Here is a 23581-nt window from a genome sequence, read left to right as displayed (position 1 = left end):
CGATGTCGTCGGTCGAAGAGATTGTGGCTCAACCGGCTGGCCACCTGCGAATCGGGGGCTACCCGGCGTCGACCCGCTCGGCCAGCGCCAGCCATTCCTCCTCGGTGCGCTCGCGTTCGGCGCGCAGGTCACGCAGCTGGGCGTCGAGCTCGGCGACCTTGGCGTAGTCGGTGGCGTGGGCGGCCAGCTGGTCGTGCAGCGCGGTCTCGCGCTCCTCCAGCCGGCTGACCGCGCGCTCGAGCCGGACCAGGTCCTTGCGGGCCGCGCGGACCTCGGCGGCCGACAATCCGGACCGCTCCGGCGCGGCACCGGCCGGCGGGGTCAGCGGCGGTGCGGCTCCCGGGCCGGTGACCCGGTCCAGGTACTCGTCGACGCCGCCGGGCAGGTGCACCAGCCGGCCGTCGCCGAACATCCCGTAGACCACGTCGGTGACGCGCTCGACCAGGTAGCGGTCGTGGGAGGCCACGACCAGCGTGCCCGGCCACGAGTCGAGCAGGTCCTCGAGCGAGGCCAGGGTGTCGGTGTCGAGGTCGTTGGTCGGCTCGTCGAAGAGCAGCACGTTCGGCTCGCCGGCCAGCAGCCGGAGCATCTGGAGCCGGCGCCGCTCGCCACCGGACAGGTCGCTGACCGGCGTCCACAGGCTCGACGTGCGGGTGCCGCCGCCGGACGGGCGATCGACGAAGCCGAACACCTCGGCGAGCTGGGCGGCGGAGATCTCGCGGCCGCCCAGGTTGACCCGCCGCGCCACCTCCTCGACCGCTTCCAGCACGCGCAGGTCGCCCGGCAGCTCGGACAGCTCCTGCGAGAGGAACGCGGGCTTGACCGTGGCGCCGACGGTGAACCGCCCGGCGTGCGGCGTGGACCGGCCGGCCAGCAGGCGCAGCAGCGTCGTCTTGCCGGCCCCGTTGGCGCCCAGCAGCGCGACCCGGTCACCCGGGCCGACCTGCCAGGTCAGGTCGTCGAGGATCGGCTTGTCGCCGGCCGTCAGGAAGACCTGCTCCAGGTCGTAGACCTGCTTGCCGAGCCGGGCGGTGGACAGCCGCTGGAGCGAGAGCGTGTCGCGCGGCGGCGGCACGTCGGCGATCAGCGCGTTGGCCGCGTCGATCCGGAACTGCGGCTTCGAGGTGCGGGCCGGCGGGCCACGGCGCAGCCAGGCGATCTCCTTGCGCAGCAGGTTCTGCCGGCGGGCCTCGGTCGCCGCGGCGACCCGCTCGCGCTCCGCCCGGGCCAGGGTCCACGCGGCGAAGCCGCCCTCGTACGCCCGGATGGTCCGGTCGGCGACCTCCCACGTGCTGGTGCAGACCGCGTCGAGGAACCACCGGTCGTGGGTGACCACGACCAGCGCGCCCTTGCGGCCGAGCAGGTGCCGGGCCAGCCAGTCCACGCCGGCGACGTCGAGGTGGTTGGTCGGCTCGTCGAGCACCAGCAGGTCGGCCGGGCGCACCAGCAGCGCGGCCAGCGCCACCCGGCGCCGCTCACCGCCGGACATCGGGCCGACGGGCTGGTCCAGGCCGAGGTGGGCCATGCCGAGGCCGTCGAGGATGGCCCGTACGCCGGCGTCACCGGCCCATTCGTGCTCCGCGCCCAGGCTCTCGGCGAGCCAGGCGGTGCCGATCACGACGTCCCGCACGGTGGCGTCCGCGACGAAGCTCATGGTCTGCGGCAGCGCACCGACCCGCAGGTCGCGGCGCAGCGTCACCCGCCCGTCGTCGGGCTCCTCCTGCCGGGTGATCAGCCGCAGCAGGGTCGACTTGCCGGCCCCGTTGAGACCGACCACGCCGATCCGATCGGCGTCGTCGATCCCGGCGGACACCCCGGTCAGCAGCGGCCCGGCCGCGCCGTAGCCCTTGGACACCCGGTCCAAGTTGACGATGTTGGCCATCAGACGACCCGGGCTCCTGCCACGGGGCCGGTGGCGGTGCGGGCCTCTTTGCAGACGCCGGCCTGCTCCAGCGAGGTGGCGATCATGTTGGCCTCCGACGCGTCGTAGGCCAGGAAGACGCAGGTCGGGCCCGAGCCCGAGACGATGCCGGCCAGCGCGCCCGCGGCGCGGCCGGCCTTGAGCACGTCCGCGAGCTGCGGGCGCAGGGAGAGGGCGGCGGCCTGGAGGTCGTTGCCGAGCGCGCCGGCCAGCACCTCGGGGTCGCGCTGGCGGAGCGCGGCGAGCAGGTCGTCGGCGTTGCCCAGCGGCGGCGGGGCGGCCCGCAACGCACGCAGCCGGTCGAGCTCGGCGTAGACGGCCGGGGTGGACAGGCCTCCGTCGGCGATCGCGACCACCCAGTGCCAGGTGGTCGGGCGGGCCAGCACGGGGCTGACCGTCTCGCCGCGGCCGGTGCCGAGCGCGGTCCCGCCGTACACCAGGAAGGGCACGTCGGAGCCGATCTCGGCCGCGACCGAGGCGAGGTCGTCGCGGCTCATCCCGGTGCCCCAGAGCGTGTCGCAGGCGACCAGCGCGGCGGCGGCGTCGGCGCTGCCACCGGCCAGCCCGGCCGCGAGCGGGATCTGTTTGCGCAGGTGGAGGCGGGCATGGGCGGGAACGCCGGCGTGCCGGGCGAGCGCGCGGGCGGCCCGGATCGCCAGGTTGCTCTCGTCGAGCGCCAGCTCGCCGGTGCCGACACCCTCCATGGTCAGCGTGAGCGTGTCACCGCGGCGGGCGGTCAGCTCGTCGTGCAGCGCGATCGCGTGATAGACGGTGCTGAGCTCGTGATAGCCGTCCGGGCGCGCCGGGCCGACACCCAGGTGCAAGTTGATCTTTGCCGGGACCCTGACCTTGACCGGGCCGGATGCTCCCAGCCGAGGGCGTTCGTCGTCCTCCGGCTCCCACGCTTCGGTCACGGAGTGATGTCCCGGCTCAGCACGGCGTCAGCCTACTCGGGGGCCGCCGAGGTCACGTTGGCCGCTGCCGCGATGTCGGCGAACGCCCCCACGCCGAGTGCCTCGCCCCGGACGCCGGGATCGACACCGGCGGCCACCAGCACCTGCGCGGCGCGCTCGGCACCACCGGCCCACCCGGCCAGTGCGGCGCGCAGCGTCTTGCGGCGCTGGGCGAAGGCGGCGTCGACGACCCGGAAAACATCCTCGCGGGGTACGTCGGCCCGCGGCGGCTCCCGCCGGGTGAACGCGACCAGGCCCGAGTCGACGTTGGGAACCGGCCAGAACACGCTCGGCGGGACGCGGCCGGCGGCGCGGGAGGACGCGTACCAGGCCAGCTTGACCGACGGAATGCCGTAGACCTTGCCGCCCGGGCCGGCGGTCAGCCGATCGGCGACCTCCTTCTGCACCATGACCAGGCCGTGCCGCAGGGTGGGCAGCTCGGCGAGCAGGTGCAGCACGACCGGCACCGCCACGTTGTACGGCAGGTTGGCCACCAGCGCGGTCGGCGCGGGGTCGAGCGGCCCGGCCGTGATCCGCAACGCGTCGGCCGCGTGCACGGTCAGGGCGCCGTCGGGCGCGCCGTGCTGGGCCGCGGTCTCCGCCAATGCACCGGCCAGCACCGGGTCGATCTCGACGGCGTGCACCCGGGCTCCGGCCGCGAGCAGGCCGAGGGTCAACGAGCCCAGCCCCGGCCCCACCTCGACGACCACGTCGTCCGGCGCGAGGTCGGCGGCCGCCACGATCCGCCGCACGGTGTTCGGGTCGTGCACGAAGTTCTGCCCGAGCCGCTTGGTCGGCGCCACTCCGAGCCGCCCGGCGAGTGCACGGATCTCGGCCGGCCCCAGCAGTTCGGTCACGGCGCCGAGCCTATAAGGAAGGCCTGCGCGTCCAGGCGGAGCGTGTGACGATCGGGTGACGACTCGTCGGAAGGGCCATCCATGTCATTCACGCCAACCCGACCGTTCAGCGGCTTCTCGGTCGACGACATCCCCGCCGCCAAGCACTTCTACGGCGACACGCTCGGCCTCCCCGTCTCCGAGCTCAACGGGATGCTCATGCTCGACATCGGCGCGGGTGCCGAGGTGCTGGTCTATCCGAAGGCCAACCACCAGCCGGCGACGTTCACGATCCTCAACTTCCCCGTGGCCAACATCGACTCCGCGGTCGACGACCTGGCGAGCCGGGGCATCAGGTTCGAGCGGTACGAGGGCATGGCGCACGACGAGAAGGGCATCGTGCGCGGCGAGGGGCCGGACATCGCGTGGTTCACCGACCCCGCCGGCAACGTGCTCTCGGTGCTCTCCGACCGCTGACCGCCGCCACGGCCGGGTCCGGTCCAGCAACTCGATGATCTCCGCGGTCGTCCCGGTCTCACCGAGCCGTGGGAAGATCCGCTCGACGCGCGTACGACACCCGGACCCGGACGACCGGCAGCCCGTGCGCCCGGAACGCGTCGGTCAGCGTCGCCGGCCGCACCAGCACCTTCGATCACCACCAGCGCGGTGCCCGGGTCCAGCGTCGTGAGCGTCATCGTCACCAGTGCCCGAAGGCGCGCCCGGTGGCAGCGGAGATCGCGGTGCACAGCTCGTCGACGTCGGCACCCTTGGCCTCGGCCAGCGCCCGCACGGTGAGCGGGATCAGATAGGACGCGTTCGGCCGGCCGCGATAGGGCATCGGGGTCAGGTAGGGCGCGTCGGTCTCCACCAGCATCTGGTCCGCCGGGGTCACCACGGCGGCGGCGCGGAGGGCGGCCGCGCTGCCGAAGGTCACGGTGCCCGCGAAGGAGAGCAGGTAGCCGCGCCGGACGCACTCGGCGGCGAACTCCTCGTCGCCCGAGAAGCAGTGCAACACGACGGTCTCGGGCGCACCCTCCTCGTCGAGCACCCGGAGCACGTCGGCGTGCGCGTCCCGGTCGTGGATCACCAGCGTCTTGCCGTACCGCTTGGCGATCGCGATGTGCGCCCGGAAGCTGGCCTCCTGCGCCGGCCGGCCCTCGTCGCCGGTGCGGAAGGTGTCGAGGCCGGTCTCGCCGATGCCGCGGACCCGCTCGTCGGCCGCGAGGCCCTCGATGATCCGCAGCGCCTCGTCGAGGTTGGTCAGCCGGGGTGCCTCGTTGGGGTGCAACGCCACCGTCGCCACGACCGCGGTGTGCTCCCGGGCCACGGCCAGACCCCAACGGGACGACTCGACGTCGACGCCGACCTGGACGAGCCGGTCGACGCCCGCGTTGGCCGCCGCCGCGATCGCACCCGACACCGGGTCCGGACCGAAGACGTCGCGCCCGCCGCCGCCGGCCTCGCTTACCGTAATATCGATGTGCGTGTGGCTGTCGGCCACCGGCACGGCCAACGGCAGTGGCGGCGGCGGGAACTCCCCCGCACGGCGGGCGGCACGTTCCTGGCGCGACTCGTTCCGTTGCTCGCTCATCGCCGGTCAGCATCACACATAGACGGTGTGCGCCCGCGTGCGACGCCGCACGGCAGAAGTTCACGAATTGTTCATGGCTGGATCAGGCGGCGCACTTAGGGTCTGCCAGGTGGCGGTCACCCCCCAGGAGCGCACGGGCTCCACTACCGATCTGCGAGTCACCCTCGGCGACCTGACGTACCCGGCGGTGGAGATCGCGAGGGGTGCCGCGTACGAACTGTTCAGCACCGACCGCAACGAGGGCTTCGAGCCCGACACCCGGCCCGGCGCGCGCCACCCCTTCCACCGCTACACCCACGTCACCGAGGTCACCGCGGTCAACGGCCGGCCGGCCGATCCGCACCACCCCGACCGGGCGCACCACGACGGTCCGGAGGAGCCGGACGACCCGCTGACCCTCCCGCTGAGCCGGGCGGTCGGTTGGCACGAGATCCACAGTCGCAGCCAGAACCCGGCAGCGGCCGGTGATCCGATCCTCGTGTCGCTGCGGGCCAGCGCGCACATCCGGCGCGGCACCCGGATGGTCAAGCACCTCTCGGCCCAGCAGGTGGCCGCGTACCTGCGTGGCCGGCTGCCGCACGGGTTCTGCTACCGCGAGTACGACGTCGCGCACCTGCGCACCCCGGCCGACCTGACGCTGTTGCGCACGGAGGCCGACAACGGGCGCGACCGCGAGGACATCGCGTTCGCCCTGCGGTGGCGGGCGGTCGACCCGTCCGACTTCGACCTGCCCTCGTACGACCGGTATCCCGGCCTGGTCAGCATGCCGGCGCACGACCGCATGGGCGCGCCCGTGCTCGGCACCGGCTTCGCGCCCAGCGGCCGGCACGTCATCCCCGAGTTCGTGACCAGCAACTTCACCGACCTGCCCATGCCGGCCGGCGCGACCCTGGTGGCCTACACCGCCGACGGTGACGAGGCGATCCTCTACACCTTCCAGCCGGAGCAGCGCGGCTGGCTGCGGATGGCCGGCCCGCGCTGGCGTCCGCTGCTCTCGGAGCTTCCGGGCATTCCACCCGACCAGGAGTACGTGCAGCTGGGCGACCAGCAGTCGGCGGTGCACCTGGTCGGCACCTACCGCGGCGAGGAGTGCGTCGCGGTGGCCGACCCGCCGGGCGAGTTCCGGGTGCTGGCGATGACCAGGGCGGCCCGCTACCCGGTGGAAAGTCTGGTCCGCCGCAACGAGTACGGCCGCTGGCGCGACTCCCCGTGCCTGGTGCTGCGCCAGGAGTCGGGCTGGCTGCGGCTGCGGCTGTGCCGCCCCGACCCGGAGGCGGTCGCCCGCCTCGGCGCCCAGTGCTACGAACGCGGCGTGTACGAGACCTGGGCGCCGCTCAGCGAGGTAACCGACCGCCAACTGGTCGACAACCGGTACGAGATCTAGGAGAGTCTCGCCAGCTCTTCCTCGACGATCGACGCGTCCAACTTGCGGAACACCGGCTTGGGAGCGGCCAGCTGCCGGCCGGCCTCGATCGGCGTCGACTCCCAGCGCGCGCCGACGGTGTAGTCACCGGTCAGCACGGGGTAGGACGGGCCGCCGTCGAGGTCGGAGACCTCTTCGATCGACGGCATCGGCGCGTGCGTGCCGGTGCCGCCGAGCAGCTCGTGCACCTTCTGCGCGGAGTGCGGCAGGAACGGCGTCAGCATCGTGTTGGCGTCGCTGACGACCTGCAGCGCGACGTGCAGGATGGTGCCCATCCGCGGCTTGTCGGCCTCGTCCTTGAGCTTCCACGGCGCCTGCTCCGACAGGTACTTGTTGGCCTCGGCGACCACTCGCATCGCCTCGCCGATCGCCTGCTTCTGCCGGTGCTTCTCGATCAGGCCGCCGACCGTGCCGAAGCCGGCCTTGGCCACCGCGAGCAGCGCCTCGTCCGCCTCGGTCAGGTCCACCGCCGGCGGGATCGCGCCGAAGTTCTTGGCCGCCATCGAGATCGACCGGTTGACCAGGTTGCCCCAGCCGGCGACGAGCTCGTCGTTGTTGCGGCGGAGGAACTCGGCCCAGGTGAAGTCGGTGTCCTGGCTCTCCGGCCCGGCCACGGCGATGAAATAGCGCAATGCGTCGGCGTCGTAGCGCTCCAGGAAGTCGCGCACGTAGATGACGACCTGCCGCGACGAGGAGAACTTGCGCCCCTCCATGGTGAGGAACTCGCTCGAGACCACCTCGGTCGGCAGGTTCAGCGCGCCGAGGTCGCCGGGCGAGCCACCGCGCGAGCCCTGGCCCGAGTAGCCCAGCAGGATCGCCGGCCAGATCACCGAGTGGAAGACGATGTTGTCCTTGCCCATGAAGTAGTACGCGGCGGCGTCCTTGCCCTCGCCGTCGGCCGACCACCACTTCTTCCACGCCGACGGGTCGCCGGTGCGGCGCGCCCATTCGATCGAGGCCGACAGGTAGCCGATGACGGCGTCGAACCAGACGTAGATGCGCTTGTCGGAGCGGTCGCGCCAGCCGTCCAGCGGGATCGGCACGCCCCACTCGAGGTCACGGGTGATCGCCCGGGGCTGGAGGTCGTCGAGCAGGTTGCGGGAGAAGCGCAGCACGTTGGGCCGCCAGCCCTCCCGGGTGTCCAGCCAGGCGGCCAGCGCCTCGGCCACCGCGGGCAGGTCGAGGAAGAAGTGCTCGGTCTCCACGAACTCCGGCGTCTCGCCGTTGATCCGCGACCGGGGGTTGATCAGCTGCTCGGGGTCGAGCTGGTTGCCGCAGTTGTCGCACTGGTCGCCGCGCGCGCTGCCGTACCCGCAGATCGGGCAGGTGCCCTCGATGTAGCGGTCGGGCAGGGTGCGGCCGGTCGACGGCGAGATCGCTCCGAGCGTGGTCTTCGCGATGATGTAGCCGTTGCGGTACAGCCCGTCGAACAGGTCCTGCACCACCTGGTAGTGGTTGCCGGTGGTGGTGCGGGTGAACAGGTCGTACGAGAGGCCCAGCCCGTGCAGGTCCTCGACGATCACCCGGTTGTAGCGGTCGGCCAGCTCGCGGGGGGTCAGCCCCTCGCTGTCGGCCTGCACCTGGATCGGCGTGCCGTGTTCGTCGGTGCCCGACACCATGAGCACGTCGTGCCCGGCCATGCGCATGTAACGGCTGAACACGTCGGCGGGGACGCCGAAGCCGGAAACATGGCCGATGTGACGCGGGCCGTTGGCGTAGGGCCAGGCGACCGCGGCGAGAACGTGACTCATGGGCGCAAGGGTAGTAAGCCGCGACGGAGCCCGGCCAGCGAGCCCAGGCACCCTCTTCCGCATTGTCCGGATTTATCCGCCGACACGCCCTTTACCTGCACGAAGGGTGACGTGAGGCGTTGTCCAATGAGATTCGTGAGCGCTACGCCCGAACGACCTGAGACCGCCGGCGAGCCTGAGCCGCTCGCGTACGAGGTGGAGATCGCCGTACCCGCCAACGAGTCTGACCCGGCACGGGACGCGGTCGGACGCGCGACCATCCCGGCACCCACGCGCGAGCCCGCCGCGGTCAACGGCCTCGCCGCCGCCGTGCAGGGTGCCGCCCGCGCGCGCAGCGGCGGGGTGATCGAGGCGTCGGTGCGGGACTCGACCCCACCCGCGCACGGGCTGACCACGCAGGAGGTCGACCGGGACGCCTGGTCGCCGGCGCGGCTGGCCGCCAAGGCCCGTTCCGCCACCCGGCCCACCCGGCACGCCGCGCGCCCCTCCCGCCGCCCGCGCAGGGCGCGTCGCCTGCGTGCCGCGCTCGCCCTGCTGGTGGTGCTCGCGCTGTTCGGGACGTTCTTCGCGTGGGTCACCGCCGACCCGATCTGGCTCGCGGTCGGGCGCGGCGACAGCGGCACGGCCACCGTCACCGGCTGCGTCGGCTCCGGCCTGACCCAGCGCTGCAAGGGCTCGTTCACCTCGGCGGACGGACGGTTCACCACCGAGGGCATCCGCGTGGTCGGCGCCACCCGCGCCCAGGCCGCGCCCGGCACCCAGGTGCGGGCCGAGATGGTGCACGCCGGCAGCGCCACGGCCTACCTCACCGACGGCACCGTCATGACGCTGCGCTGGCTGCTCGGACTGCTGCTGGTGCTGCTGTGCGGCCTCGGCATCGTATTCGCGACCGGAGCGCTGCGGCTCGAGGACCGGCGTGCCCGGCGCACGGCCGCCGTCTTCGGCATGGCCGCGCCCCTGCTGGTCACGATCGGGTTCCTGGCCGCTGCCTACTGACCCGGCGCGTGGACGATCGCGTAGACCTCGCGTTTGCGGACACCGTGGCGCTCGGCGACGGCCGCGATCGCGTCACGCCGTGAGCTGCCCGCGGCCTCGGCCTCGGCGACCTCCGCCCGCAACGTCTCGTCGGGCGGTCGGGTGGCCGACGCCGGCGGTGCACCGGCGACCACCAGAGTGATCTCACCCTTCGGGCCGGCCTCAGCCGCCCACGCGGCGAGCCCGCCCAGCGGCCGGCGCACGACTTCCTCGTAGGTCTTGGTCAGCTCCCGGCAGACCGCGGCCGGCCGGTCGGCGCCGAACGCGGTGGCCAGGTCGGCGAGCATCACCGCGAGCCGGTGCGGCGCCTCGAACAGCACAAGCGTGCGTTCCTCAGCCGCGAGCGCCGCCAGCCGGGCGCGGCGGGCGCCGCCGGTGCGAGGCAGGAAGCCCTCGAAGCAGAACCGGTCGGTGGGCAGACCGGAGAGGGCCAGGGCCGTGGTCACGGCACTCGGGCCAGGTGCTGCGGTGACCGGCAGGCCGGCGTCGAGCGCCGCACGGACCAGCCGGTAGCCGGGGTCCGAGACGCTCGGCATCCCGCCGTCGGTGACCAGGGCGACCACAGCGCCGTCACGGAGGGTCTCGACGAGCTCCGGGGTACGCCGCTCCTCGTTGCCCTCGAAGTAGGAGACGATCCGGCCGGCGACGGTGATGCCGAGATCACGGGCCAGCCGGACGAGCCGCCGGGTGTCCTCGGCCGCCACCACGTCGGCTTCGGCCAGGGCGTCACGCATCCGGGTGGAGGCGTCGGCCGGGTTTCCGAGCGGCGCACCAACCAGAATCAACCGGCCATTCCGGCTGTCTTCCGGCATCTCATTCCCCCTCGTATCCAACCGGCCTGCTCCAAGCCTGCCTGCCGAACACCCCAATTCGGTCCTGGCAGCCTACGATCGCGGGGTGACCCTGGCGGCGACGAGCGTAGCGAGCCCCGAGGCCGGGCCCGACGAGGCCGAGGCACCGGAGGCTCCCTCTGCCATACCGGCCCGAACCAGCGCGGTCCCCGACACCGTCCGGCGCCGGCTGTTGCCGTTCGACGCGCGCCGCGACCCGTGGTCGTGGGCGGTCACGGGCTTCGTCGTCGCCGTCGCCGCGCTGGTGCGGTTCGTCGGCCTGTCGAACCCGCCGGGCAAGATCTTCGACGAGACCTACTACGCCAAGGACGCCTACGGCCTGCTGAGCAAGGGCGTCGAGTGGAACTACAAGGACAACGTCGCCTCGTACGTCGTACACCCGCCGCTCGGCAAATGGCTGATCTCCATCGGCGAGTGGCTGTTCGGCTACCAGGACGCCGACGGCAACGTGCGCGCGGCCGGCCACCTGTGGACCGCCGCCCCTGAGCTCGGCTGGCGCTTCTCCGCCGCCGTCGCCGGCACCGTCTCCGTGCTGATCATGGTGCGGGTCGCCCGCCGGATGTTCGGCTCAACCGTGCTCGGCGCCGCCGCCGGCCTGCTGCTCGCGCTCGACGGCTTCCACCTGGTGCTGTCCCGCACCGCCATCCTCGACATCTTCCTGCTGCTGTTCATCCTCGCCGCGTTCGGCGCCCTGGTCGCCGACCGCGACAGCCGCCGGCGGCGCTGGCTGACGGCGATGGAGGCCGGCCTGGACCCGACCCGCCTCGGTCGCGCCGGTCGCCTGCCGTTCGCGTTTCCCTGGTGGCGCTTCGCGGCGGCCGTCCTGTTCGGCTGCGCGGTCTCGGTCAAGTGGAGCGCGCTGTTCTTCCTGCCGGCGTTCCTGCTGCTTATCCTCTGGTGGGAGTACGGCGCCCGACGCACCGTCGGCGCCCGCCACCCGATCCGCGACACGCTGCTCGACGAGCTCGGCTGGGTCGGCATGTTCGTCGTGGTCGGCGCCCTCGTCTACGTGGCCAGCTGGAGCGGCTGGCTGCTCACCGACGACGGCTTCTATCGGCACTGGCTGGCCGACAGCGGCCGGCCCGAGCCACCGGTCATCGGCGCGCTGCACAACCTGTGGCACTACCACTCCGAGGCCTTCAAGTTCCACGAAGGGCTCGACACCAAGCACACGTACCAGTCCTGGCCCTGGCAATGGTTGCTGCTGGGCCGGCCGGTGGCGTTCTACTGGTCGAACACCGGCACCTGCGGCGCCGACTCGTGCGCCTCGGAGGTCCTGCTGCTCGGCACGCCGGTGCTGTGGTGGTCGTTCCTTCCGGCCCTGGCCGCGCTGGTCTGGCTGGGCATCGCCCGCCGCGACTGGCGGGCCGGCGCGATCCTGCTGATGATCTTCTTCGGCCTCGCACCCTGGTTCTGGTACGCGATCGACAACGGCCGCACGATGTTCTCCTTCTACACCGCACCCGCGCTGCCGTTCATGGTCCTGGCCGTGGTCTACGTGCTCGGCGCGATCATGTACCCGGCGGGCCGGCCAGCGGTGGCGACGACGCCAGAGGCCGCGCGCAAACTGGCCGACCGGCGCCTGATCGGCGGCGTGATCGCCGGCGCGTACCTCGTGCTGGTCGTGCTCTGTTTCGCCTACTTCTTCAAGGTCTTCGTCGGCGACGTCATGCCGTACGCGGACTGGTCCGCACGGATGTGGCTGGGGTCCCGCTGGATATAGCGTGGTGGTCGTGACCGATCCGCTATGGACCGGCGTCGCGGTGGCGCTGGTGACCCTGTTCGACGACGACGGCGCGATCGACGAGCGCGCCACCGCGGCACACGCCGCCCGGCTGGCCGGCGAGGGCGTCCGCGCCGTGCTGGTCGGCGGCAGCACCGGCGAGGCCGACACGCTGACCGACGCGGAGCTGGCCGGCCTCACCGCCGCGGTCCGTGCCGCCCTGCCCGCCTCGGTGCCGGTGGTGACCGGCGCGAGCGGTGCCTGGCGGGGTGCGGCGGCGGCGCGCATCGAGGCCGCGGTCGGCGCCGGTGCCGACGCGGTGCTGGTGGCTCCGCCCCGCCGTCCCGGCGACCTGCACGCCTACTACGACGCCGCGGCGAAGGCGGCCGGCGACGCCCAGGTGCTGGCGTACCACTTCCCCGGCACCGCGGGCGGCGACGTGCCCGTGCCGGCGCTGCCGGACCTGCCGATCGCCGGCCTCAAGGACTCGACCGGCTCCGCCGAGCGCCTGCTGCAAGAGCTGGCGGTCTGGGATCGGGCGGTCTACGTGGGTTCGAGCGCCCTGGTCCTGATGGCCGGCGCGGTAGGCGCGGCGGGCGCCATCCTGGCGGTCGCGAACTCCCACCCGGCCGAGTCGGTGGCCGCCTTCGCCGGCGACGCAGCCGCCCAACGCGCTTTGCTGGCGCCGCACCTGCGATCCAAAGATCGATTCCCCGCAGGTCTCAAATCATTGGTCGCGGAGCGCTTCGGCACGTCCACCAAAGCACGGCTGAGCTGAGCCCCACGTCGTCGAGCCGGCCGCCGGAGGGGAAAAGAAAGGGCGCGCCCCGATCGCCTGCCACGGGGGAAGCGGGCGATAGGGGCGCGCACATGGGAGTTTAACGAGCGGCGATCACTGGCACAACGGGTGATGCGGGGTAGATGTGCGGTCGGATTCCCGACGCGAGCACCGCCGAACAAGACTCACATGTGTCGCTTATTGGACAGGGCCTATCGCACCCGGTGCCCGTCACCGACGTTGACGTTGGACGTCCATGCTGGTCACGGCGGCGAGAAGCCGCTCCGCGACACTCCCCGCGCGGGTTACTTGTGATGGTGACGGCCGGTTCGGGCAGTTTTACGAACTGGGCCGACGACGCTCAGGCGAGTGACGCACCTCTCCTCATCGCGGAGGGTGCTTCCTACGCTTCCCCGCGTGATTCCGGACCAGGAACCCCAAACCGACATCATCGTCACCGCCGCAGACCCGACGGGCCCGCTCGGTGTGACCCTCGGGCAGGACGCCGCGCCGCCGATCTTCGTCGACGAGACCGGCCGCCGACGCCGTCTCGTGCGCTGGGCGGCGTACGGGATCGGTGCCGTCTGCCTCGGCTACACCGCGCTGGTCGGGGTCAGCATCGCCGGCGGTCCCGCGTTGCCGCACGCGCTGATGCCGTTCCCCGACCGAGTGCAGCAGCCCGATCGGGAAGGGACCCCGGCGGAGACCACACTGCGCACCGCCTTCCGCCCGCCGAACCCGGGCCCGTTCGTCGCGCCGCTGCCGCCACCGACCGCGCCGGGCGGCCCCGGCGTGCGCACCTCGACGATCCCGGTGGCGTCCCGGCCGACGCCGAGCCCGACCAAGGGCACCGCCCCGGTCTCGCCGCCACCGGCCACGGGCGAACCGACCCGACCGCCGGAGGCCACGCCCCCGCCCCCGGAGCCCACACCGACGCCGACCACACCACCGGTCATCGAGAACCCGGGCGGGAACGGTGGCGGCGACACCGGCGGCAACACGGGTGGCGGTGGGAACGGCGGCGGCACTGAGACCGGCGGCGGATCCGGCGGCGGCACGGGCAGCGGCCCCGACAACAGCGGCGGCTCCGAGAGCGGCGGCGGCTCGTCCGGCGGCGGTGCCGGGGGCGGCGGCGACACCGGTGGTGGCACCGGCGGCGGCACCGGCAGCGGCCCGGAGAACGGCGGCGGCTCCGACACCGGCACGCCCGTCGGCACCGGCGACGACGGCACCGGCGACCCGACCGGCGGCACCGGCTCCGGTGGTGACAGCGCTCCCGAGGCGACCCGGACCACCGAGGCGACGACCGCCACGGCCGAGCCGGCATCCACCGCGACCGTCAGCGCCGCATGAGCGCACCGACCCGTGATCCCGCGGACGGGCTCGCCGGCATTGCCGGCGAGCCCGTCCGCGGGATGGCCAGCGTCCCGGCCGGCATGAAGATCGGCCCACCGCGCGCCGAGTATCCGCCGCTGGACGAGATCCCCGACCCGGACGCCGACACGCAGCCGATCCCGATCCCCGAGCCGCCGGCCACCGGCCGCGCCTCCGTGCCCGGCGGCCCGCCCCCGCGCTGGCCGCTCAACCTGGCCACCCGCGTGCTGCCGAGCCAGCGCACCGGCGGTCGGCCCGAGGAGGCGTCGACCGCGGTGATGCTGGCGCCGCCCCCACCACCGGCGAGCGCGGCTCCGGTCGTACCCGCGGATCCGCCGCCACCCAGGCGGACCGCTCGCCGGGTCGTGCCCAAGCCCAAGTGGGTGGTCGCCGCGGTCCTGGTCTTCGTGTTCGTCAGCCTGCTGCTGGTCGAGGCGTACGCGAACGCCCGCTTCACCCCCGACCACCTCACCACCGAGGGGGAGAGCCAGTCGGTGCCCGAGCAGATCCTCAGCGGTGGCCCGATCATCAACGCGCGGCCGGGTGAGGACGCCCGCTCCTACCGGCTGCCGCCCAGGACCATCGCGCTCACCTTCGACGACGGCCCCGACCCGCGGTGGACGCCGCAGGTCATGGCCACGCTGGACCGCTACCACGCCGACGGCACGTTCTTCGTGATCGGGTCCCAGGTGGTCCGCTATCCCGAGCTGGCCCGGGACCTGGTCGGCAAGGGCCACGAGCTCGGCGTGCACACCTTCACCCACCCGGACGTCGCGACGCTCCCCGAGTGGCGCCGGCGAATGGAGTACTCGCAGACCCAGCTCGCGCTGGCCGAGGCGGCCGGGGTGCGCAGCTCGCTGCTGCGGTTCCCGTACTCGTCGCGCGCCGACGCGATCGACGACTCCGCGTGGGAGCTGGTCACCAACGCCGGCCGGATGGGCTACGTCACCGTCGTCAACGACCTGGACAGCCGCGACTGGGAACGCCCGGGCGTCGACAAGATCGTCGCCAGCATGGTGCCGCAGGGCGACGACGGCGCGGTGATCCTGCTGCACGACGCCGGTGGTGACCGCGAGCAGACCGTGCAGGCGCTCGACCGGTTCATCCCGATGATGCAGGCCCGGGGATACAGCTTCGTCACGGTCTCGGACGGCCTGCGGCGCGCGCTGACCGACCCGGAGACCGGCGCCGCGCCGACGGTGCTGCCCAACCCGCCGGCCACCGCCGCCGACCAGCAGCGCGGCCTGGCCCTGGCCGCGGCGATCCGGATCGCGGACTGGTCCCTGGACTTCTTCGCGGTGCTGTTCCTGGTCGTCGGCGCCCTGACGATGATCCGCACGCTGCTGCTCTTCGTGCTCTCCGGCACCCAGGCCCGGCGGCGCCGCGGCGACTGGTCGTGGGGACCGCCGGTGACCGAGCGGGTCACGGTGATCGTGCCCGCCTACAACGAGCGGGAGGGCATCGAGTCGGCCGTCCGGTCGCTGGCCGGCGGCGACCATCCGGGCGGCATCGACGTGATCGTCGTCGACGACGGCTCCACCGACGACACCGCCGACATCGCCGAGTCGCTCGAGCTGCCCAACGTGCGGGTCATCCGCAAGCCCAACGGCGGCAAGTCGAGCGCGCTGAACACCGGCGTCGCCGCGGCCACCACCGACATCGTCGTGATGGTCGACGGGGACACGGTGTTCGAGAGCGACTCGGTGCGCCAGCTCGTGCAGCCGTTCGCCGACCCCGAGGTGGGCGCGGTCGCCGGCAACGTCAAGGTCGGCAACCGGGCCAGCCTGGTCGCCCGCTGGCAGCACATCGAGTACGTGATCGGCTTCAACCTCGACCGCCGGCTGTACGAGTCGCTGCGCTGCATGCCCACGGTCCCGGGAGCGATCGGCGCGTGGCGCAAGGGCGCGCTGCTGGCGATCGGCGGGATGAGCGACGACACCCTCGCCGAGGACACCGACGTCACGATCGCGTTCTGCCGCGCCGGTTGGAAGGTGGTGTACGAGGGCCGCGCCCGCGCCTGGACCGAGGCCCCCGCGTCGCTGAGCCAGCTGTGGCGGCAGCGCTACCGGTGGAGCTACGGCACCATGCAGGCGATGTGGAAGCACCGCCGGTCGCTGGTCGACGACGGGCCGTCGGGCCGCTTCGGCCGGCGCGGGCTGCCGTTCCTGGCCCTGTTCAGCATCGCCCTGCCGCTGCTCGCGCCGGTGATCGACCTGCTGGCCGTCTACGGCGTGCTGTTCGCCGGCCGACTGGAGACCGTGTTCGCCTGGCTCGCCATGCTCGGCATGCAGGTGGTGACCGGCGTGGTCGCGTTCAAGCTCGACAAGGAGCGGCTCACCCCACTCTGGACGCTGCCGCTGCAACAGTTCGCGTACCGGCAGCTCATGTATCTCGTGCTGATCCAGTCGCTGGTCACCGCCCTGACGGGTGGCCGGCTGCGCTGGCACAAGCTGCGCCGCACCGGGGAGGCGGCGGTGCAGACCTAGGTCAGGTATCCGTCAGCGCGGCGCCGACGGACCTTCTGGCAGGCTGACGGTTTATGGCGGTCGTGGTCGGGGTGGACGGAGCCGGGCGTACGCACCGGCTGCGCGCCCTGGCCCCGCCCGACGCCGTCTGGGTGACTCCCGACCGGCCCACCGTCCCGCCGTCCGCGGCGGCCGTGGTGGTCGACGACCCGCACCGGCTCGACGAGGCGACGCTCCGGGCGCTGTCCGATGTGGCCCGTCGCCAGGTTCCGGTGCTGCTCGGCCGCCGCCCGACCGTCGACCGGCCCGCGCTGGCCGAGCTGGACGAGCTCGCCGCCCGCGACGGCGTCGAGCAGCTCGGTCCGCTCGACGCCGCCGGTGTCGCGGCCCTGACCGGACGCGCCGACCTGCACGAACCGTCGGGGGGCTGGCCGGCGATCGCCACTCTGCTCGCCGGCGGCGGTCTGCTCCCCCGCGTGCAGCGGCGGCTCACCACGGCGTCCGCCGGCGTCGCCGAGGTCGCCCGTACTCTCGCGCTCGGTCTCGACCTGGCCGACGACGTGCTGGCCGACGCGACCGGTCAGCGCCCCGACGACCTCGCGGACGCCCTGCGCACGCTGCGCGACCTCGGGTTCCTGGTGCCCGGCTCGGAACGGCCGGTGCCCGCCGTCGCGGCCGCACTCCTCGACGACCTCGCGCCGGCCGAGCGCCGCCGGGTGCACGGCCGGGTGGCCGCCGCCCTGGCCGCCTCGGGCGCCGATCCGGTCGCGGCCGCGACCCAGCTGCGGGCCGCCGGGATCCGCACCGGGGCCGAGGTCTTCCGCGCCGCCGGCGACCGCCTGCGCTTCACCGACCCGGCCGCCGCGATCGGCTGGTACGCGGACGCGGTGGACGCGGGCGCCGAACCGGCCCTGGTCGCCGCGGGTCAGGCCGAGGCCGCGGCGCTGGTCGGGCTGCCGGTCGACCCGCACGCGCGTGGCGACACCCACCGCCTCGCCCTGGTGGCCGGCGCCGTCGCGACGCACGACGGCCGGCCGACCCGCGCGACAGAGGTGCTCGCGGCAGCCGCACCACCCGGCCCGTTGCTGGCCGTGCCACCCCTGGTCGCCCTCGGCCGGGCCGCCGCGGCCCGCGACCTGCTGACCGGGGACCCTTCCAACAGGGGACCCCTGCTGCTCCTGGCCGAGGCGGTCGTCGTTGCGGGCGCTGATCCGGCGGCGGCCGTACCTCTGCTGATCGAGGCGGCCGAGGCGGCCGAGCGGACGCCGCCGGCCGTGGTGCTGCCGGACACGCCGCACGCCTGGGGTGCCGTCGTCGCCGTCGCCGCGGGTGATGCCGCCACCGCCGAGCACCTGTTGGGCCGGGCGCTGGAGCGCGGCGTCGGCGGACCGGTCGGCGCACAGCGGCACCGGCTCCTGCTGGCCTGGGTGCGACTGCGCGCGGGCCGCTACGACACCGCGGCGGCGGAGCTGCGGCGGCTGGGCAGCGGGCTGCCCGGTCGAGAGGTGTTGTTGGCGGCGGCGTTGCGCGCCGGCCTGGCCCGGCGCTCGGGTGACATCGCGAAGCTGCGCGAGGCGTGGGCCAGCGTCGAGCCGGTGCTGGCCCGGCAGGCGTTCGACCTGTTCCAGGCGGAGCAGGTCGAGGAGCTCGCGGTCGCGGCGATCCGGCTGCGCCGACCCGCGCGGATCGTGCCGATGCTGACCACACTGGACGCCGCGGTCGCCGGCCTGGACAGCCCACCGGCCTGGGCGGTAGCCGTCGGCTGGATCCGGCTCCAGCTCGCGGTGGCAGCCGACGATCCGGCCGCGGTCGCGACCGCCGCCGCCGCGATCGCCGCCGCCGGTGCCGCCCAGCCGCGCCAGCGCGCGCAGGTGGCCGCCGCGGTGGTCTGGGAGCGCTCGATGGCGGGCGCGGTCGACGTCGCCGCGGTGGTGGCGGCCGTCGACGGGCTGGCCGCCGCCGAGCTGCCCTGGGAGGCGTCCCGGTTGGCCGGACACGCCGCGATCCGCACCGCCGACCCGGCCGCCGCCCGCCGGTTGCTGGAGGTGGCCCGCGAACTGTCCGGTGTGGAGCAGGACCGGTCCGGCTCCGGCGAGAGCAACTCGGCCGGGCTGTCCGAGCGCGAGGTCGAGGTGGCCCGGTTGGTGCTGGACGGCCGCACGCACAAGGAGATCGGGGCGCAGCTCTACATCTCGCCGAAGACCGTCGAGCACCACGTGGCCCGCATCCGCGTCAAGGTCGGCGCCACCGATCGAGCCGAGTTCGTCGCCGCGCTGAAATCCCTGCTCAATTCCTGACACTCTGCGTCATCAGAGGTCGATTTCGCGGTCTGCTGTGTACCGGCCGATCCCCCTATCCCCTCCCCCTAGCCAGGGGGGTCTTCCCGATGTCCGGGGGGTGGGCCAGCCGCGACGCTATTTCCATACCCGCCAGACAGGCCGGGAGACATCCTCAGAAGGAGGAACCGGAAATGCAGAACGTCGAGCTCACCAACCTCCTGGTCAACTTCGTCAAGCAGCTGGCGAGCGACCCCACCAAGGCACTTCAGTTCGCGCAGAACCCGCAGGGCGAGCTGGTCGCCTCGGGCATCACCGAGCACGACCTGTCCGGTCTGGACATGCCGGCGATCGTGCAGCAGGCCTGCGGCGACCCCGGCTTCCCGGCCGACGCCCGCAGCGCGCTGCAGAGCTACACCAGCGGCGGCGGTGGCGGTGGCGGCGGCTACTCCCCGCCGGCCCAGCACGTGACCTCCGGGCCGCAGTCGATGGAGCAGGTCGTGCAGCACCTGACCTACGTCACCCAGGTCACCAACAACGACAACGACGTGATCACCGAGATCCTCGACCAGAGCACCAACGTCGAGGTCGGCGACGACTTCGACGGTGACATCGACGTCGACAGCAACGCTGCCAACGCGTCCGGCGCCGGCGCCGTGGCCGTCGGCGAGGCCGACGACGTGAACGCCGCGACCGGGGCCAACTCGCAGGTCGTCGACGGCGACATCGAGGGCGACAACCTCTTCAACAGCGACGGCGCGGTCAGCGTCGACGGCGACCTCGAGGCGCCCGTGGTGACCGGCACCAACACCGGCATCGTGGCCGACGGCGACGTCGACCGGGCGATCATCGGCGACAACAACGAGCAGCAGGCCAACGACGTGGACGTCGACGGCGACAACGACGGCGTCATCAACTTCGGCGACGGCGACGTCAACAACGTCAACGACTCGACGCTCGACAACTCCAACGTCGGCTCCGGCACCAACATCGCCGACAACGACGACTCCGCGATCGGTCTCGGCGACGGCGACGTCACCAACGAGGACAACGACACCACGATCACCGAGAACACGAACGTCAACGCCGAGGACTCGGTCGTCAACACCGAGCAGGGCCCCGGCGACCAGGACGCCGACTTCGACCAGGACTTCGAGGTCGACGTGGACTTCGACCGCGGCCTGCCCCCGGTGCGGACGCTCGAGGAATCCGACGAGCCGTCGCTGCGCGACGCCGACGACCACGAGGACGCCCCCGCCTGATCCAGCCAACTCCAGAACACTCGCCGACAGCGGGCGGCCGGACCGGAAGGTCCGGCCGGCCGCTGCGCCGTACACCGAAGGGATCGCAGCGATGACCCAGCCAGCCACTGCCCTGGTTGACCTCGGCATCAAGGCCTGCACGGCGTACGGGCGGGAGGATCTGGCCGAGCGGCTCGGCCGGACCCGCACCGCGCTCGACGACCCGGCGGTGCACATCGTGGTGGCGGGCGAGTTCAAACAGGGCAAGAGCTCGCTGATCAACGCGTTGCTGGGCATCGCGGTCTGCCCGGTCGACGACGACGTGGCGACCGCGGTGCCCATGTTCGTCCGGCACGGCGAGGAGAAGACCGCGACCGTGGTGCACGACGGCAACCCGCCGCGCCGCGAGCAGGTCGACTTCGCCGACCTGCGCCGCCACGTCGTCGAGGGTGACGAGGGTCGCCGGCCCGCGCGGGTCGACGTGACCGTGCCTCGCAAGATCCTGGGCGGCGGGTTGGTCCTGGTCGACACCCCCGGCGTCGGCGGGCTGGGTTCCGCCCACGCGGCGGCCGGGCTGGCCGCGATCTCGGTCGCCGACGCCGTCCTGTTCGTCACCGACGCCGCGCAGGAGCTCACCCGCAGCGAGGTCGAGTTCCTCCGCCAGGCGCGCGAGCTGTGCCCGACGGTGGTCTGCGTCCTGACCAAGATTGACTTCTACCCGGCCTGGCGGCGGATCCGCGACCTCGACGCGGGCCACCTGCGGATGGTCGGCGACCTGCCACTGCTGCCGGTCTCCTCGCCGCTGCGGACCCGCGCGGTGCGGGCCAACGACCAGGCGCTCAACGTCGAGTCCGGCTTCCCCGACCTGGTCAAGTTCGTGCAGGAGCGGGTCGGCGGTGGCGCCGCGGCCCGCCGGGCCGCGGACGCGGCGGCCGAGGTGCTCGCGGTCTGCGACCAGCTCACCGGCCAGTTCAGCGCGGAGCGCGACGCGCTCGCCGACCCGGCCAACGCCCAGCGGATCGTCGACGACCTCAACGCCGCCAAGCGCCGCGTCGAGGAGCTCAAGACCGCCGCCGCCCGGTGGAGCGTGACCCTCAACGACGGCACCGCAGACCTGACGGCCGACGTCGACTTCGACCTGCGCGACCGGATCCGCAAGATCACATCGGAGGCCGACGACGCGATCGACGAGGTCGACCCCGCCGACATGTGGCCCGAGATGGAGGAGTGGCTGCGCGCCCGGATCTCCTACGACCTGCTCGGCAACTACACCTACCTGCGCCGGCGGGCCAAGGAGCTCAGCGAGCTGGTCGCCGGCCATTTCCACGAGGCGTCCGGCGAGGCGGTCGGCCTGCTTAAGGTCTACAACCCGACCCCGATGGTCGAGGAGCGGCCGGTGGAGCACCGGATCGAGCTGGCCCGGATGACCGCGGGCAAGCAGGCGATGGTGGCGCTCAAGAGCGCGTACGGCGGCGCCCTGATGTTCACCATGCTGGGCAGCCTGATGGGCGTCGCGCTCGGGCCGATCGGCATCGGCATCGGTGTGGTGATGGGCCATCGCGGCCTCAAGGACGAGAAGAAGAGGCAGCTGGAGAAGCGCCGCGCCCAGGGGAAGAACGCGATGCGCCGCTACTGCGACGAGATCAGCTTCGTCAGCGGCAAGGACAGCCGGGACACCGTGCGCCGGGTGCAGCGCCAGCTCCGCGACCACTACACCCGGCTGGCCGACGAGCTCAACCGGTCGACGGCGGCCGCGGTGGCCGGCGCCGCGGACACCGCCAAACGCTCGCAGGCCGAGCGTCAGAAACGGCTGAAGGACCTCGACGCCGAACTGACCCGGCTCGGCCAGCTCCGCGAGCGCGCCCTCAAGCTGAGCGCAGCATGACGCTCGTTGATCGCACCCGGGCGGCATTGACCCGGGCCGCGCAGGTCTATCGGGGCAGCGGCTTCGACGGGCGGATCGCCGAGGTGCGGGAGCGGCTCGACGAGCCGCTGCGGGTGGCGATCGCCGGTCGGGTCAAGTCCGGCAAGTCCACACTGCTCAACGCGCTGGTCGCCGACCGGCTGGCGCCCACCGACGCGGGCGAGTGCACGCGGATCGTCACCTGGTACCGCGACGGCCACACCTACCGCGTCACCCTGCACCCGCACACCGGCGCCGCGCGCCAACTCCGGTTCACCCGCGACGACGGCGCGATCGAGGTCGACCTGGGCGGCACCGCGCCGGAGGACGTCCACTCGCTCGACATCACCTGGCCGTCCCAGGCCCTGCGCCGGGCCACCCTGATCGACACGCCCGGCATCGGCTCGCTCTCCGAGCGGATCACCCGGCGGGCCTGGGAGCTGCTCGCGCCCGACGACGAGGAGACGCCGGCCGACGCGGTGCTCTACCTGATGCGCCACCTGCACGCCAACGACCTGGAGTTCCTGCACGCGTTCCACGACACCGAGGTGTCCCGGCCCAATCCGGTCAACGCGATCGGCGTGCTGTCCCGGGCCGACGAGATCGGCGTCGGCCGGCTCGACGCGATGGCCTCCGCGCGGCGGATCGCCGCCCGGTTGGCCGGTGACGCGAACGTGCGGCGGGTGGTGCAGACCGTCGTACCCGTGGCCGGTCTGCTCGCGGAAACGGCGGCCACGCTGACCGAGTCCGAGGTCCGGCACCTCCGGGCGGTCGCGGCGCTCGAGGTCAAGCCGGCCGAGGAGCTGCTGCTCACCGCCGACCGGTTCGTCAACACGCTGCCCGAGCTCGGACTGACCTCGATCGAGCGCGAGGCGCTGCTGGGCCGCTTCGGGCTCTACGGCATCCGGCTGGCCAGCACGCTGCTGCGCCAGGACCCGCGGATCACCGCCACCGGGTTGGCCCGCCAGCTGACCGAGCGCAGCGGGCTGACCGACCTCCAGGAGGTGCTCGGCTCGCTGTTCTTCGAGCGTCGCGACGTGCTCAAGGCCCGCTCGGCGCTGCTCGCCCTGGACTCGCTGACGCGCACCAAGCCCCGCCCCGGCAGCCCGGCCGTGGCGGCCGAGGTCGAGGAGATCGTCGCGTCCGCGCACCCCTTCAACGAGCTGCGGGTGCTGGCCACTCTGCGCGCCGGCTGGCTGGGTGGCAAGCCGGCCGTGGTGGACGAGCTGGAACGGGTCATCGGTGGCACGGGCACCGCGCCGCACGTGCGCCTCGACCTGCCACCGGACGCCGCCGCGGGCCAGCTCCGCTCGTCGGCGACCGAGGCGCTGGTGCGCTGGCAGCGACGGGCGGAGAACCCGATGACCGCGCACGAGATGGCCGTCGCCGCCCGGGTGGCGGTGCGCTCGTGCGAGGGGCTGCTGGCCGACCTCAACGGCCGGGCGCGCTGACCATGGCCG

The 23581-nt window shown here is 73.2% G+C and carries 17 protein-coding genes; 11 read left to right on the top strand and 6 right to left on the bottom strand.

Going from position 1 to position 23581, the window contains the following annotated elements:
* Nucleotides 1–58 precede the first annotated feature (58 nt).
* Genes AB0J88_RS02420 through rsmA form a run of 3 tightly spaced genes read right to left on the bottom strand, consistent with a single transcriptional unit; the run spans nucleotide 59 to nucleotide 3731 of the window.
* Nucleotides 59–1882: an ABC-F family ATP-binding cassette domain-containing protein gene (locus tag AB0J88_RS02420; RefSeq protein WP_364355865.1), complete on the bottom strand. Its 1824-nt coding sequence runs from the start codon at nucleotides 1880–1882 to the stop codon at nucleotides 59–61.
* Complete coding sequence (locus tag AB0J88_RS02415; RefSeq protein ID WP_364355867.1) at nucleotides 1882–2835, bottom strand: 4-(cytidine 5'-diphospho)-2-C-methyl-D-erythritol kinase; 954 nt, start codon at nucleotides 2833–2835, stop codon at nucleotides 1882–1884. The genes AB0J88_RS02420 and AB0J88_RS02415 overlap by 1 nt, the downstream gene beginning before the upstream one ends.
* A 32-nt stretch (nucleotides 2836–2867) precedes the next feature.
* Nucleotides 2868–3731 carry a 16S rRNA (adenine(1518)-N(6)/adenine(1519)-N(6))-dimethyltransferase RsmA gene (gene rsmA, locus AB0J88_RS02410; protein ID WP_364355869.1) on the bottom strand — a complete coding sequence of 288 codons (864 nt, stop codon included), beginning with the start codon at nucleotides 3729–3731 and terminating at the stop codon, nucleotides 2868–2870.
* 81 nt (nucleotides 3732–3812) lie between these two features.
* Between rsmA and AB0J88_RS02405 the strand changes: the two genes are divergently transcribed.
* Nucleotides 3813–4187, top strand: a complete 375-nt coding sequence (locus AB0J88_RS02405; protein WP_364355872.1) for a VOC family protein — start codon at nucleotides 3813–3815, stop codon at nucleotides 4185–4187.
* Between the two features lie 220 nt (nucleotides 4188–4407).
* Here the strand turns inward: AB0J88_RS02405 and AB0J88_RS02400 are convergent, their stop codons facing one another.
* Nucleotides 4408–5301 (bottom strand): TatD family hydrolase, encoded by an 894-nt coding sequence (locus AB0J88_RS02400; RefSeq protein ID WP_364355875.1) that lies wholly within the window; start codon nucleotides 5299–5301, stop codon nucleotides 4408–4410.
* 109 nt (nucleotides 5302–5410) lie between these two features.
* On the opposite strand from AB0J88_RS02400, the gene AB0J88_RS02395 reads away from it, so the two are divergent.
* A complete protein-coding gene (locus AB0J88_RS02395) occupies nucleotides 5411–6685 on the top strand; it encodes a hypothetical protein (RefSeq protein WP_364355878.1) in 1275 nt (424 codons plus the stop codon).
* On the opposite strand, the gene metG is transcribed toward AB0J88_RS02395, so the two are convergent.
* A complete protein-coding gene (metG, locus tag AB0J88_RS02390; protein WP_364355881.1) occupies nucleotides 6682–8475 on the bottom strand; it encodes a methionine--tRNA ligase in 1794 nt (597 codons plus the stop codon). The genes AB0J88_RS02395 and metG overlap by 4 nt on opposite strands.
* 135 nt (nucleotides 8476–8610) lie before the next feature.
* On the opposite strand from metG, the gene AB0J88_RS02385 reads away from it, so the two are divergent.
* Nucleotides 8611–9471, top strand: a complete 861-nt coding sequence (locus tag AB0J88_RS02385; protein WP_364355883.1) for a hypothetical protein — start codon at nucleotides 8611–8613, stop codon at nucleotides 9469–9471.
* On the opposite strand, the gene rsmI is transcribed toward AB0J88_RS02385, so the two are convergent.
* Nucleotides 9465–10322, bottom strand: coding sequence for a 16S rRNA (cytidine(1402)-2'-O)-methyltransferase (gene rsmI, locus AB0J88_RS02380; protein ID WP_364355886.1), 858 nt, complete (start codon nucleotides 10320–10322; stop codon nucleotides 9465–9467). The two genes, AB0J88_RS02385 and rsmI, sit on opposite strands and share 7 nt — an antisense overlap.
* 85 nt (nucleotides 10323–10407) lie before the next feature.
* On the opposite strand from rsmI, the gene AB0J88_RS02375 reads away from it, so the two are divergent.
* From AB0J88_RS02375 to AB0J88_RS02340, 8 genes are all read left to right on the top strand, one after another.
* On the top strand, nucleotides 10408–12084 hold the full coding sequence (locus AB0J88_RS02375) for a phospholipid carrier-dependent glycosyltransferase (protein ID WP_364355889.1): 1677 nt from the start codon (nucleotides 10408–10410) through the stop codon (nucleotides 12082–12084).
* A 10-nt stretch (nucleotides 12085–12094) separates the two neighbouring features.
* Nucleotides 12095–12862 carry a dihydrodipicolinate synthase family protein gene (locus AB0J88_RS02370; RefSeq protein WP_364355892.1) on the top strand — a complete coding sequence of 256 codons (768 nt, stop codon included), beginning with the start codon at nucleotides 12095–12097 and terminating at the stop codon, nucleotides 12860–12862.
* A 417-nt stretch (nucleotides 12863–13279) separates the two neighbouring features.
* The gene (locus AB0J88_RS02365) at nucleotides 13280–14215 is read left to right on the top strand and encodes a hypothetical protein (protein WP_364355895.1); all 936 of its coding nucleotides are present in this window, start codon (nucleotides 13280–13282) and stop codon (nucleotides 14213–14215) included.
* A complete protein-coding gene (locus AB0J88_RS02360) occupies nucleotides 14212–16722 on the top strand; it encodes a glycosyltransferase (RefSeq protein WP_364355898.1) in 2511 nt (836 codons plus the stop codon). Before AB0J88_RS02365 ends, AB0J88_RS02360 begins: the two co-directional genes overlap by 4 nt.
* Before the next feature lie 53 nt (nucleotides 16723–16775).
* Nucleotides 16776–18998 (top strand): helix-turn-helix transcriptional regulator, encoded by a 2223-nt coding sequence (locus AB0J88_RS02355; protein WP_364355901.1) that lies wholly within the window; start codon nucleotides 16776–16778, stop codon nucleotides 18996–18998.
* A gap of 173 nt (nucleotides 18999–19171) precedes the next feature.
* Nucleotides 19172–20239, top strand: coding sequence for a hypothetical protein (locus AB0J88_RS02350; RefSeq protein ID WP_364355904.1), 1068 nt, complete (start codon nucleotides 19172–19174; stop codon nucleotides 20237–20239).
* A gap of 91 nt (nucleotides 20240–20330) precedes the next feature.
* Nucleotides 20331–22103 (top strand): dynamin family protein, encoded by a 1773-nt coding sequence (locus tag AB0J88_RS02345; protein ID WP_364355907.1) that lies wholly within the window; start codon nucleotides 20331–20333, stop codon nucleotides 22101–22103.
* Nucleotides 22100–23572 carry a dynamin family protein gene (locus AB0J88_RS02340; protein ID WP_364355910.1) on the top strand — a complete coding sequence of 491 codons (1473 nt, stop codon included), beginning with the start codon at nucleotides 22100–22102 and terminating at the stop codon, nucleotides 23570–23572. Before AB0J88_RS02345 ends, AB0J88_RS02340 begins: the two co-directional genes overlap by 4 nt.
* Nucleotides 23573–23581 lie beyond the last annotated feature (9 nt).

Source organism: Asanoa sp. NPDC049475 (genome assembly GCF_040676915.1).
GTDB lineage: Bacteria > Actinomycetota > Actinomycetes > Mycobacteriales > Micromonosporaceae > Asanoa.
Note: the sequence above shows the minus strand (reverse complement) of the source record. Positions and strands in the feature narration are given on the sequence as shown.